The organism is Haloplanus sp. GCM10025708 (genome assembly GCF_042663985.1).
GTDB lineage: Archaea > Halobacteriota > Halobacteria > Halobacteriales > Haloferacaceae > Salinirarus > Salinirarus marinus.
This window is the reverse complement of sequence record NZ_JBHSZA010000001.1, coordinates 20,425-32,103: the sequence shown is the minus strand read 5'-3', so window position 1 is coordinate 32,103 and position 11,679 is coordinate 20,425. Positions and strand designations below refer to the sequence as shown.

The 11,679-nt window shown below is 64.3% G+C and carries 18 protein-coding genes; 4 read left to right on the top strand and 14 right to left on the bottom strand.

Translation table 11 applies throughout. From position 1 onward, the window contains the following. The 5 genes from ACFQJD_RS00200 to ACFQJD_RS00180 form a co-directional block, all read right to left on the bottom strand. Window positions 1–542, bottom strand: a 542-nt coding sequence (locus ACFQJD_RS00200) for a hypothetical protein (RefSeq protein WP_379795335.1), incomplete at its 3' end; no start/stop codon positions are given. A 336-nt stretch (window positions 543–878) separates the two neighbouring features. Beyond that, window positions 879–1,070 (bottom strand): hypothetical protein, encoded by a 192-nt coding sequence (locus ACFQJD_RS00195; RefSeq protein WP_379795324.1) that lies wholly within the window; start codon window positions 1,068–1,070, stop codon window positions 879–881. After that, window positions 1,067–1,411, bottom strand: a complete 345-nt coding sequence (locus tag ACFQJD_RS00190; RefSeq protein WP_379795322.1) for a hypothetical protein — start codon at window positions 1,409–1,411, stop codon at window positions 1,067–1,069. Before ACFQJD_RS00190 ends, ACFQJD_RS00195 begins: the two co-directional genes overlap by 4 nt. Then, complete coding sequence (locus ACFQJD_RS00185) at window positions 1,408–1,674, bottom strand: hypothetical protein (protein ID WP_379795320.1); 267 nt, start codon at window positions 1,672–1,674, stop codon at window positions 1,408–1,410. Before ACFQJD_RS00185 ends, ACFQJD_RS00190 begins: the two co-directional genes overlap by 4 nt. Continuing rightward, the gene (locus tag ACFQJD_RS00180) at window positions 1,667–1,891 is read right to left on the bottom strand and encodes a hypothetical protein (RefSeq protein WP_379795318.1); all 225 of its coding nucleotides are present in this window, start codon (window positions 1,889–1,891) and stop codon (window positions 1,667–1,669) included. Before ACFQJD_RS00180 ends, ACFQJD_RS00185 begins: the two co-directional genes overlap by 8 nt. 605 nt (window positions 1,892–2,496) lie before the next feature. Here ACFQJD_RS00180 and ACFQJD_RS00175 point away from each other — a divergent pair. Next, complete coding sequence (locus tag ACFQJD_RS00175) at window positions 2,497–2,964, top strand: hypothetical protein (protein ID WP_379795316.1); 468 nt, start codon at window positions 2,497–2,499, stop codon at window positions 2,962–2,964. 420 nt (window positions 2,965–3,384) lie between these two features. On the opposite strand, the gene ACFQJD_RS00170 is transcribed toward ACFQJD_RS00175, so the two are convergent. The 7 genes from ACFQJD_RS00170 to ACFQJD_RS00140 form a co-directional block, all read right to left on the bottom strand. Further along, window positions 3,385–4,707 (bottom strand): hypothetical protein, encoded by a 1,323-nt coding sequence (locus ACFQJD_RS00170; protein ID WP_379795333.1) that lies wholly within the window; start codon window positions 4,705–4,707, stop codon window positions 3,385–3,387. 328 nt (window positions 4,708–5,035) lie between these two features. After that, window positions 5,036–5,344, bottom strand: a complete 309-nt coding sequence (locus ACFQJD_RS00165) for a hypothetical protein (RefSeq protein ID WP_379795312.1) — start codon at window positions 5,342–5,344, stop codon at window positions 5,036–5,038. A 77-nt stretch (window positions 5,345–5,421) separates the two neighbouring features. Then, window positions 5,422–5,859, bottom strand: a complete 438-nt coding sequence (locus tag ACFQJD_RS00160) for a hypothetical protein (protein WP_379795332.1) — start codon at window positions 5,857–5,859, stop codon at window positions 5,422–5,424. Between the two features lie 316 nt (window positions 5,860–6,175). Next, window positions 6,176–6,745 carry a hypothetical protein gene (locus tag ACFQJD_RS00155; protein WP_379795330.1) on the bottom strand — a complete coding sequence of 190 codons (570 nt, stop codon included), beginning with the start codon at window positions 6,743–6,745 and terminating at the stop codon, window positions 6,176–6,178. 835 nt (window positions 6,746–7,580) lie between these two features. Continuing rightward, on the bottom strand, window positions 7,581–8,057 hold the full coding sequence (locus tag ACFQJD_RS00150) for a hypothetical protein (RefSeq protein WP_379795306.1): 477 nt from the start codon (window positions 8,055–8,057) through the stop codon (window positions 7,581–7,583). Beyond that, window positions 8,054–8,221: a hypothetical protein gene (locus ACFQJD_RS00145; protein WP_379795304.1), complete on the bottom strand. Its 168-nt coding sequence runs from the start codon at window positions 8,219–8,221 to the stop codon at window positions 8,054–8,056. Before ACFQJD_RS00145 ends, ACFQJD_RS00150 begins: the two co-directional genes overlap by 4 nt. Further along, on the bottom strand, window positions 8,218–8,562 hold the full coding sequence (locus ACFQJD_RS00140) for a hypothetical protein (protein WP_379795302.1): 345 nt from the start codon (window positions 8,560–8,562) through the stop codon (window positions 8,218–8,220). The genes ACFQJD_RS00145 and ACFQJD_RS00140 overlap by 4 nt, the downstream gene beginning before the upstream one ends. A 307-nt stretch (window positions 8,563–8,869) precedes the next feature. Between ACFQJD_RS00140 and ACFQJD_RS00135 the strand changes: the two genes are divergently transcribed. After that, window positions 8,870–9,109 (top strand): helix-turn-helix domain-containing protein, encoded by a 240-nt coding sequence (locus ACFQJD_RS00135; RefSeq protein ID WP_379795300.1) that lies wholly within the window; start codon window positions 8,870–8,872, stop codon window positions 9,107–9,109. Between the two features lie 454 nt (window positions 9,110–9,563). Next, window positions 9,564–10,172, top strand: a complete 609-nt coding sequence (locus tag ACFQJD_RS00130) for a site-specific integrase (RefSeq protein ID WP_379795298.1) — start codon at window positions 9,564–9,566, stop codon at window positions 10,170–10,172. Window positions 10,173–10,199: 27 nt separating this feature from the next. Here the strand turns inward: ACFQJD_RS00130 and ACFQJD_RS00125 are convergent, their stop codons facing one another. Together ACFQJD_RS00125 and ACFQJD_RS00120 are read right to left on the bottom strand one after the other, a co-directional pair. Further along, window positions 10,200–10,493: a type II toxin-antitoxin system RelE family toxin gene (locus tag ACFQJD_RS00125; RefSeq protein ID WP_379795296.1), complete on the bottom strand. Its 294-nt coding sequence runs from the start codon at window positions 10,491–10,493 to the stop codon at window positions 10,200–10,202. Continuing rightward, window positions 10,486–10,680, bottom strand: coding sequence for a hypothetical protein (locus ACFQJD_RS00120; RefSeq protein ID WP_379795294.1), 195 nt, complete (start codon window positions 10,678–10,680; stop codon window positions 10,486–10,488). The genes ACFQJD_RS00125 and ACFQJD_RS00120 overlap by 8 nt, the downstream gene beginning before the upstream one ends. Before the next feature lie 409 nt (window positions 10,681–11,089). Between ACFQJD_RS00120 and ACFQJD_RS00115 the strand changes: the two genes are divergently transcribed. Next, window positions 11,090–11,542, top strand: coding sequence for a hypothetical protein (locus ACFQJD_RS00115; RefSeq protein ID WP_379795292.1), 453 nt, complete (start codon window positions 11,090–11,092; stop codon window positions 11,540–11,542). The last annotated feature ends 137 nt before the right edge of the window (window positions 11,543–11,679 follow it).

The following is an 11,679-nucleotide window of genomic DNA, read 5'->3' as shown; positions in this document are numbered from 1 at the left end:
CGGAAAGACCACACGGCCGCGGAAGTGGGGCGAAGCCCGTTCTCGTAGAACAGCCCCGTTCCGAGGATGGCTTCGCGGTCGAATCCCTGCCGCATGAGATGGTCGAGGAGTGCAGTATCCCCGGTCGGTGCCCATCCGAGGCCGGCAGCGTCGATAGTTTCGTCGGACCACCCACGCTCTTCGCGCAGATACTCGCGGGCGGTGCGTCCCTCACCGAGTCCCATCGGGTCGTCGAGGCGGTCGTGGAAGTAATCCATAGCCACCTCGAAAGCGTCGAGAGCCTGTTTTCGCCCGTTAACAGGTGGTTCCTCGGCGGTTTCCACCCCGTGAGGGGTAGGGGTATCGTCGGCAGAACCACCCTCCGCAGCGAGCGAGACGCCGCCGAAGCCCTCGCCGTCCTCTTCGAGGAGGTCCGCGTCGATGGCGTCGTAGACGGCGGCCTGCGCGTCGGCCACCGAGAGATCGAGGGCGTCGGCGAGGCGTTCCGCGACTTCGAGCGCGGGGGTGCCTCGTCGTCGAGGCGGTCGAAGAGTCGCCCCCACGTCTCGGCGTCGACGTCGGGCGTCATTGGCCGCCCCCTTTTCGCCGCGGGTACTCGTCGTCTGTTCGTCCGCCGTCGGTGTCGTGTCTATCGTCCATCGTGGGCGTAGCGACCGCACGCAGCCGCCTGCGGTCGGGGCCCGGGACCAGTCGCCTTAGTGCCCGTTTAAACGGATTAGTTCCCGTTCGAAAACGTTTTAGGCTCCCGGGAGAGAAGAAACACCCACAGGTTCCATGCTGGGGGATGCGGTTCCTTCCCTCGGCTTTCAACTCATTCGTTAGCTGTGCTTGTCCCTCCGTTTCCACAGGACCCGTCTTAAAACCCCCGAACCGATGGGTCATGCGGTTGCCCACCTCCGGTCGCAGGGGTCCTCGGCCATGAACCGAACCAGATCGCTCCAACACGCCGCGCACAGGCCGCCCTCGTACAGCGCCCCCGAACTCTCGGTGTAATCGTAGGCGCGGAGTTGGAACCGCTCTCTCGTCCCGTGAACGATGCTGTCACCGCACCGGGTACAGGCATCGGTCATACAACCACCGTCCTCTCGGCGGGCCGGTAGCCGTCCGCTCTCATTTGCGTAAGCAGCGCGTCGGGGACGTCGTCGAGCGTCGCCTCGGGGTCGACGATACACGTGCTCTCGCCGCCGCGCTGCCGGACGAGGATGGTGCGGACGTGTAGAAGCGTCGCCACCCGGTCGGCCGTCGCGACGCGGAACAGCGCCCGCTTAACGGTGCCAGAAGACGGGTGCCACTGCACCCGGTAGTTCTCACCGTCCGTGGACGGACCACCTTGGGCGGGCGGCGTCGACCAGCTCGCCTCGCCGGCGTCGATCTCGCCGCTGCCGTCGCAGGCGGGACACTCGACGCTCATCGGTTGGCCTCCAGGTTCTCACAGATTCGGTTGAGCGCCGCGACGAGTTGCGTGGCCGTGGAGATGGCGCGGCAGTTGAGGACGTCGACGGTCGCCTCGCTCCGACGGTCGTCGACGTAGTAAATCGGCGTGTTGTCTTTCGTGGGGGCGAGCTGCACCTCGCCGAAGATAATCCGCTCACCTCGCTGATACTGGCCGGCCATGGCCGACGCGGCGATATCGTGGGCTATCTCGCCGTCCTCGACGAGAACACGCTCACGCACCGTCCTCACCCCCGCTAAGCGGGAAGATATCTTGCTCGCGTGCTCGCTTTGCCGCTCGCCGCACCTGCGCGTGGACGTCGTCGTCGGGATGCTCTCGGCCGACCATCCACAAGATCGTCGCGAGGCCTTCGAGGCCGCTCGCGTCGTCGGGATGCTCCACGAGCCCGCCGTCGAGGGTCGTTTGCTGCTCGGTTCGTCCGTTCGGGGTGTCGGTCATGCTCATTGGTTGGTGTTGATAGAGCGGTCGCTCACCGACCGCTGAATCCTAACTTCTATCACGCCGCACGGCGAAGGAAGGAGCGGACATCCAGTCCCACCCCTTCTTCGAGATGTAGCACCGAAGAGCGGTGCGTGTATCTCTTTGCTCTTACCTCCTCACTACCGTTTTTAGGCACTTAACTATGGGATAGATGCCCACACCGATGTACCACAACCACACAATTGGCCGCCTGAGCCCAAGAATTGTGTACTATTGGTGATAACCGAACACGCCCGGTTTCGAGCGAGAGCGCCGTTGTAACCTTGGATGTACGACAGAGGTACGCAGGAACGCAACGCTATTACTCTACTACTCGCCCACATCCGTACCTTGCGCGTACATCGCCGCCCCGCCATGCGATTAGGTGGAATGGACGGTGTTGTCCGCCGCTGTCGCATAATCGCAAGACGGCGGCGATATCGCCCGCTGTCAACAACAACAGCCATACTGTCTTGTACGTACCTATAGAGGAGCCCCTCCCGAGTTGACGTCGCCGACCGCCGAGGGAATGCGCCGTCTCATTCCGGGCCTTCACACGTCCTCCGGGCGTACATCCGTGTGCAATGGCGGACACAACCCGACCAACGGTGGAGGTAGAGCTCATCGACCGCGTCGACGAGGCCATCCGCGAGCGGACCGGCGTCCCGGCGGACGAACTCGGCTTTCAGTCGAAGGTCGAGGCGCTCCTCGCGGTCTACGAGGAGGACGTCACGGCGGCAGGCGGCGCGACGGACGGTGAGCCGACGGTCCACCCGGAGGTAGCCCAGCGCCTCCGCGAGGTGGAGGCAGCTGTCGTCGAGATCGTCGAGGCGCTCCAGGCCGGCGCGGAGGACGACCACGCGACGCAACAGCCATCGGCGGCCGAGCAAAACCAGGCGGAGGCCCCGGGTGACCCGGACCCGAGTGAGCTACTGAGCGGCGGCGAACCGCCAGAGGAGCTTCGCGAGGGTGAGAGCGCCGACAGCCTGCACGTCCGCCCCGACGGGTCGGTAGGCAACAAACCAACACGAAACAACCTGAATCGCCGGTAATCCCCGGAGGGCGGCGCTCTTCTTTACGATGTACGTCGCACGAACGCGGGGAACGCGGTCAGTAGTCGGTGGTATGCCGGTGCTCTCGTACGTTGCGCGTACATCGGCCCGCTGTAATGCGATTAGCCGGTGAACAGGCGGCTATCAGTAGCGTGTGCCTAATCGCCATACGGGAGCGGGATACCGCAGTGATAGTAATCTGCAGAAGGGGCCATACCTATCTACATACGCGTATACCATCTGGAGAGGGGCTGACAGGGAGCGGCGGGGGCGTTCGGGGCGGGTTATCGTGTCCACCGCCGTCCTCGGCGAAGAAACTCCTCGCGAACGATGCTTCCGTTGGGGCGAGGAAGATCGGGAAAAGAAAGAGAGAGACACCCACAGGTAATCCAACCTAAGGTAACTAACGCGCCCTTGGCGTCAGAACCCGAGGTCGTCGAACGGGTCGGTGCTCCCCTCGAACGGATCGCCGAAGCCGCCGAACGAATCGTCACTGCTCTCCTCGAGCTCGTCGAACGATTGCACGACGCCCGTGTCGAACGTCTCCCCCGAGGTGAGCCATCCGGGGAGGCCGCCGCGACGATCTTCGTCGCGGTCGTCGTCGGGGAACGTCGTTTCCATTTCCAGGGGCGGGGCGGTCTCGGTTTCGGTCTCCAGTTCCGTTTCGGTCTCCAGTTCCGTTTCGGTCTCCAGTTCCGTTTCGGTCTCCAGTTCCGTTTCGGTCTCCAGTTCCGTTTCGGTCTCCAGTTCCGTTTCGGTCTCCAGTTCCGTCTCAAATCCGAGCGCTTGCTCTTGCTCTTGCTCGAGGCCGACGGCCGTCTCGGTCTCGAAGCCGAGGCCGCTGCCGACGCCCTCCCAGAATCTCTCGCCGACGCCCTCGCCGAACGTGTCGTCCCCGACGCGTCCGGCGTCGTCGGTGCCAACACTCGGCCCACCGAACTCGTCGACGGATGGGCCGTCAAATTCTACATCGGCCCCCTGCGGGGAGGTGGAGAGACCGAGCCCGGCACCGACAGCGTAGGGCCCGAGCCCCATACCCTCGTCCTCGTTGATCTCCCGGCGGCGGCGCTCGGTCTCGGCTTCCATCTTCGTCGACGACTCGGTCTCTTGGCGCATGACGGTCAACACGTTCTGGCCGTCGTCGCGAGCGGTTTCGATGTCCGGCCGCTCGTTCACCTCGAAGAAGCCGGGGAGGTCGCCGAGGTCGCCATCGGCGAACGGGCCAGATTCCGCCTCGAAGTCGGGGATCGCTCCCTCATCCAGATATGCGGTGCTTCGGCGGGGTCGGATCGGCCCCACGTAAACAGTGGTGTCACGAGCGGCTTGGACCCGTTCGGGTGCGGATTCGAGCGCGTTCTGAATGCGGTCGCCGGTGTCCCGAACGCTCTTGCGACTCTCATCCCACAACGAGAGAAGGCGACTTTCAGTGTCGGCCGCTCGCAACCGGGTTTTTACTTCGGCGCGTCCGGCCGCCCGTCCCGTGGAATAAGCGAGTGAGTCGAGGTCGTCCTGATTGGGAAGGTCGAAGTTTCGGGCTCGGTCACGGGCGAACAGTGCTCCCTCACGCACGTCGTTGTACGACGAAAGGAGTTCGCCCCCAGCTCTTGCGGCCCGCAATCGGGCTCTGACTTCGACACGGCCGGTCGCCCGGCCGGTGCTGTGTGCGAGTGAGTCGAAGTCGCCCTGGTCGGGGAGATCGAAGTTCTGGATTCGGTCACGGGCGAACAGTGCTCCCTCACGCACGTCGTTGTACGACGAGAGAAGGCGACTTTCAGTGTCAGCCGCTCGCAACCGGGCTTTTACTTCGGCACGCCCGGACGCCCGGCCGGTGCTGTAAGCGAGTGAGTTGAGGTCCCCCTGCGTGGGGGGGACAGCGACGGAGTCGACAACCCGGGTGTGGTGATGTCATTAGGTATGGATTTGAGCTCACCTCCCACGTCGCGGGCTTGGTTGGCGAGTTTGATGCCGGCCAGCATCCCGGCGGTTCTCCCCCGACGGGCTTTGTGCTTCGCCCGACTGGTTTTCCGATGGGCTGTGTCGAGCAGCTCACCCCGTGAGGTAGGGGCTTGGCTCACCGTCTCTTCCAGGGCCGCTTTCTGCCCCCGAACCTCAAGCTCGGCGCGTTGTCTAACGGTGCGAGCAGTCCCTTTAACCGCCTCTCCTCGCTCAACCCCCTTTCGATCGTGTCGGCGATGTCGGGAACAGAGTTGCTGGGGATGCTCGTGAGTTGCTGTTTGAGCATCGGGTCGACTTCGAGGATCGGTGCGTCGGCGTCGCGGCGGACGCTCACCCGCGGCGCGCGGTCGGTCACGCTTCGCACACGATTCGTGACGCTCTCCGACGCCGTCGACGTCTCTGCCGTGGCCGTCTCGGCGGGCATCTCAACCTGTGCGGTCGAGACGCCGGGGGTGAGAGTCGCCGCGCGACTCCCGAGCGCGCCGCGGCGAATGCCGGCTTTCACGAGTTCCTCCCCGGTTGAAGGGAGTAGCGGGCCGCTGCTCCGAGCTTCGTCCCTTGCGTCGCTCGGAATACCCCACCGGAAGCGGCCGCGCTCCCGAGCAACATCCCGGCGGTCTTCGCCGGGTTTTGACGCGCCTGCTCGACCGCCCGAACCGCGCGATTCGCCACCGCCTCGGGGGCCTTTTCCGCAGTCTCTAACGGGTTGTGGGCGGTGTACCCGAGCGTTTCGGGGATCTCGGTCGCCAGTTGCGGCACTTGCGCAACAAGCCCTGCGGGCCCGATCACGACGCCTTCACCCACGTTCCGAATTTCGCGGTCGTAGGCTGCGGCGAGATTGTCGTAGCCGGCTGCCTCGAGGACGGCCGCCCCGCCGCTCTCCCCCGCGACGTCGCGGCTAAACACTTTTTGACCGAAGTTCTGTGCTCCGGTTTGCACCTGCTCCGAGAACGCATCAGCCGCCCCTTCGACTTCGTCGCCGTCGCCCCCAAGCCGAACGACCAGTCTAAATCGCCGAACTGTTCGCGACGGTCGATCTGGACGTCGCCCGTTGCTGACGCCGTAATCTCGAACGCGCTGGGGTCGAGGCCCTGGTTTCGCAGACTCTCTTTGGCCGAGCGTCGGGCCTGTGCTCTCGCGAGCGTCCGGTCGATGCCGCCGAGCGTCGTCGACGTCGTCTGTGGTTGGAGGAGCAGGTCTCCTAACTGACCTCCGGAGGCTATGTCTCCTTGACCGTCCTGCTGTCGTTGGGCTCTCATTCGCCGCCGGTAGGCTTGTGCCGCCGCCCGGTCGCGCGCGCTCTCTCTCTCGAAGTCCTCGTCGAGCGACCCGACGACCTGGCCGTCTTCGATCCGCGTCTCGACATCTGAGGGATCCGCTCCTCCACTTGCGACGCGACACGCTGCTTGAGGTCGGCACGCGACGCCGACAGCTCCTGCGCGAGCTGTTGCTCGAATCGCCGGTCCTGGATTGCCGGCGCGACTTGGGCTCCATCAGGGCCGGCGACGACGCCTGGGACCTCGGTTGGGTCCTCGACGGTCGACGGATCGGGGGCGGATGTCCGACCCTGTGCGGGGCCGTCCTCGGCCACCTCTTGGATAGTCTGCCGACGCATCGTCTGCCGAGCACTCGCCGAGAACGTGACACCGAGCGTGCCGTCGCGGCGAACGATGTTGTACTGGTTTGTGTCTGTGAGCGACACTCCCGGGGCGTTTCGGTCGATGCGACCCTGGAGCTGTTGGACCGCATCTGGGAGTGCTCCTTCCTTGCCACTCATCGCGCCGTACTCCTCTTCGAGGCCGCCCGTCAGCTGGTTTTGCGACACAGCAGACCCGCTGTCGCCTCCCGCCCCGCTACCACTACTGCCTCCTGCCTCGGCGCTGCCGGTGTCGCCGTCATCGGGGACGCCACCGGGATCGTACGACTCTGGATCGGTGGGGGGATCGTTGTCGGTGTCGTCGTCGGGGACGCCACCGGGATCGTACGACTCTGGATCGGTGGGGGGATCGTTGTCGGTGTCGTCGTCGGGGACGCCACCGGGATCGTACGACTCTGGATCGGTGGGGGGATCGCTGCCGTCAGAGGACCCGCCGCCACTGTCTGCCCCTTCTCCGAAATCGACATCCGGGTCTTGTGCACTCTCTGGGTCGTGATAGTCCCAATCCCCGCCAGGGTCTGGATCGTCGGGAACGCTGCTCCCTCCTCCTGAGGACGAGTCGTCGGGGACACCACCGGGATCGTACGACTCGGGGTCGGTGGGAGGGTCGTTGTCAGTGTCGCCGTCGTCGGGGACGCCACCGGGATCGTACGACTCGGGGTCAGTGGGGGGGCCATACTGTCATATTCGCGAGTGAAAGGCGTCAAACCACGGAATGAGAGTGCCTCGCCGTCGGCCGCCTCGACGACTTCCCCGGCTGAGTGAGTTACGACCACCGAGCTGGTGCGCGCCTGCCTTGACGCCGGACTCGTTCTCCAGTCGTCCGCGCTTCGACCCTGTCGCGCGTCGACATGGTCCAGTTTCCGGCGGCGGGGGCGATTCCCCCGCAGGCTTCTGAAGCTACCTGCGGAGCGGTGTTTTCGCGGGCTACAGGTGCGTCTTGCGGGCGTCAACCCCGGGGGTAGCGTCGCCGATTCCGCCCTCCTCCTCGGGGAGAGGCACCTCACGCCGGCAAATCGGACACCGGAGGAGTTCGTGGGCCTTCGCGATACTCATCACGATCTCCTCGTGGTCGAACGGACCGCCCGAACAGCGCTGCCGACAGGCGCGGGTCATGGACCCGACACACCCTCGAGTTCGGACTCGAGGTCGAGGAGTCAACGAGCGCGCTCCGGTGGCCCTTCCCAGGGGACATATCCAACTTCTCCATCCACTCCGAGACGACGTGCGACGAACAGCCGAGCATCCCCGCGATCTCTGGTTGCGTGTGTCCGCGCTCGTAGTACAGGGTGTGCAGGCGGTCGGGGTCATGCCACGGGTAGAGCTCCCGGTCCACCTCGACGACGGCCGACAGCACCGCACCGACTGTCTCCTCGTCAACGCCCGCGCGGTCGGCCAGATCCTCGGCGTCGAGTTCGTCGACCGTCTCCGCTGACACTGCCGCGCGGAACAGGTCACGGTCGGGGAGCGGGTCGCTCATTGACCGGCCGCCTCCCGAAACCGCTCGGCGAACGCCGCCGCCTCGGCGACGCTAATCCCGTCGACGTGCGACCAGTCGATTTCTTCCATCCGCTCGGCGAGTTCTTCGAGCTGCATCCGCGCGTGCAGCTCCGGGTCCGGCGGCGCGTCGTCGACGGTGCTCATTGTTCATCCCACGCCTTTTCGGCGGCGGCACAGAGTCGTGCGCCGAGGCGGTGAGCCGTCTCCGGCGTCATGCAGCCGAGGAACGACGCCTTCCCGTAATCCCCCTCGTCGTCGAACTCTAAGGCTACATCAGTCCCGTCCTGATATGGGTAAATCGACACGTCGAACGCGCCGGTTCTCTCTAAATCGCTGACACCGAACTCCAATTGACCGTGCGTGAGGCAGATCGTCGGGGCGGCGGGGAGGTCTTGGAGGACTTTTTCCCCCATGAAGTCGACATTCGCCGCCTCTTCGGATGCAGCGGCGCTGGCGTCGTCGCTGAGTATCGGAAGGCTGGCCACGCCGGCCGCCGCGCCGAGGAACGTGCGTCTACTGGTCGATGCTTTCGCCGTGTCCGCCGGGTCTTTGTCCCCCGACGGCGTATTTTCGTTCGCCATAGCTTCTATGGCACCGGTCGAGCGGCGTGTCCGCGCCGCCGGCCTTTGACGACGCCGTCGTATCTTCTTACATCCCGTTGCACCTCGCAACGAATGTGGACGCCGTCGTCGCCGTCCCGGTGCGTAGTGCCTACTCTTTCACGCAACCACTTGAACGTTACTCCGTAACGGACGGAATAACAACTAATAGTATGGACAAATACTATCACGTATGGGAGTGAGGGTAACGACAATTGTGAACCGGGACTTTGAACCCACTGAGAATGACGAAAAGGTGCTTCGCGTGTTGAAGGAACGGGCGGCGAATCCGCTCCACATTCGCGAGGAAACTGACCTTCCAAAACAGCGCGTGAACGACTCCCTCGAACGGCTCACCAGTGCGGGATGGGTCCGAAAGGTCACCCGCGGGCTGTACGAACTCGTCGAGGACCCGCGTGAAGATCATGACTGAAAAACCAGAATTGCTCGTTGAACTACGCGACTTCGTTTGTACACCATGACCCACGAATACACTCCGGCCAGTGCAAAGAACATCAGTTACGGGCCAAGTTCACGCGAGAATGCTGCCTACGTTCTCCGGATCGGAACGGAAGACGGCACTGTCGAAATCCACCTGGACGAAGAGGAGATGTACGAACTCTGGACCGAGGTTCAACACACCCCGTGGCCGGACACGCTCGAAGAGCAAGAGGAGGCGGGTGAGCTTCGGCGGCAGCTCGTCGATCTCGCTATGGGGGGACGCGGAGATGCTTCGCGACGCGCTGAACGCCCTCGACCCGCACTGGCAGGAACGATGACGACTTGTGAAACAAGTCGGAAGCGAACACCCGCTAATCGGGGTGTTTACCACCGTGAACACCACCCCGACGCCGGAGTAAAGTGCAGGTTTCTCCTAAGAACGTAACATGAGACTCGAAGCAACCGCTGGCGACAACGACCAACACAAGGTCTGGATGACCGACCCGGAGTTAGAGGACCTGGAGCGCGTCGCCGCCAGTACCCGCGACTACCTGATTATCCGCCTCGGCGGCCGGGTCGGCCTGCGCGCCTTCGAGATACCGCAGGTGCGGCCGAAGGACGTCAAACGCACCGACGACGGCGAGCACTATCGCCTGCGCGTCGAGGAGGGGAAGGACACCACCGGGAACGGCGGAAAGCCTCGCGACGCCTATCTCCCCGCCGACGTCGAAGGCGATCTGCACCGCTACCAGAACGAGGAGAACATCGGCCGGGGCGAGTCGTTCGTCGAGTTGAGCGAGCGGGGTATCCGTGCCGTCGTGAAACGCACCGCCGAGCGCGCGGCCGACGAGACGGGGGACGACGATTTCCGGCACGTATCCTCTCACGATCTCCGGCGACGGTTCGCCCAGCGCCTTCTCGTCGACGAACGGGTGAATCCGCGCGTCGTCATGCAGGTCGGTGGGTGGGATTCGTTCGCCGCGATTGAACCGTACCTGAACGCCCCGACGCCCGACGTGGTGAACGAGGCCTTCGAGGAGGCGGGACTGGCGTGATCGGCCGCCCCACGAATGAACGGTATCCTACCAGCCGTAGCGCTTGTGCGCGTCGTCAATGTCGGTGATTTCGAGGACGCGAACGTCTTTCTCGTCTTCTAACACCGTGTAGAACGCCGTGTAGGTCCGCGAGATATGCAGCCGGTAGCGGTCGCGATGGCCGTCGACGGGAAGCTTCTCCTTGTCCCCGCGTCCCCGACCAGGGTACGGGTTCTCCGCGAGATAGCCTAATTTCTCCTTGCAGATTCGCTCGGTTTTCTCGTCAGCGACGTCGAGAAACTCGCGCGGTTGGTCGCCGAGGAGGACGTCGTACTCAGACATCCTCAAGCGGCGTCAACTCATCACGGTCGGCTTCCTCGAGCTCGCGAAATCGCTCTTCCATCTCCTCCCGCCGGCGCTGCTGGGCGAGTTCGGTGAGTAGTTCGTCGTAGGTTTGCCCCGGGTCTTTCAGTTCGTGGAGTACCTTTCGCGTCTCCTCGGTCACGGGAATGCGTTTGTCGGCGGACATTGGTCTGTTAGAACGTATAGGGCTGATAGCCTTAACAATTGTGTCAATGTTGGCGAGAGAATTGGTGGTTCGCGCCAACCAATTGGCCGTATTCTCCGTATTCTCGTATTGTATTCTTGAGAATACGCTTAATACGCTTGAGAGAATACGGAGAATACATGGAAGTGACCACCGTCCGCTTAGACGAGGACCTACTCGCCTCACTCAGCGACGAAGCCGAATCGCTCGGGTTCGATAACCGAACAGAATACATCCGGTGGATATTGCAAAACCGGGGCGTAATACATGAGAATACAGAGAATACGGAAGGAGGGGGAGCGAAGTTCGGGCCGTCGGGGATCGCCTCGACGAACTCGAAGAACGACTCGCTCACCTCGAGGCCGCGAACATCGAACGCACCCGCGAAGAGATGGACGTCTCTGTCGTGGCGGACAGCGGGGCGTCAGAGGCCGCCCACGCGCCGCGAGAGCGACCGGGTGGGAAAGCCGATGCAAACCCCTCGGCCGAGGACGCCGAGAGCGAGGCGGGCGTCCACGACGAGGCGCGGAGGGTTGTCGAGGCGGTGGCCGCCGACGAAGGATGGACCGACGACGGCCGTCGCGAGGCCCGCGTCGAGGCCGCCGTCGCCGCGCTCGAAGCCGCCCACAGTCGCGGGAGCCTCGGGAAGAGCGAGGCCCTCGACGAGCTGGGGCTTCCCGAGGAGTACCCCGTCCGCGGACAGGATGGCGAAACGTGGTGGCGCAAAAACGTCCGGCCCGTCCTGCAGGCGGTCGGCGACTACGACTCCGGCGTCCACGGCTATCGCGTCGATCTCGACGCCGGCGACGGCAGCGACGTGTACGACCCGACAGCAGAGTTCTAACCGGCGCTGTCGCTTGTGCCGTCGGGCGAACACCACCGCCTGCGGCGGCTACGAGGGCGGATCGGCGTCCGCGAGAGCCGCGTCGGGGGCGGGTGGCGCGCCGCGCGGACGTTGCGGCACCGCCGAGGCGTCTCTCA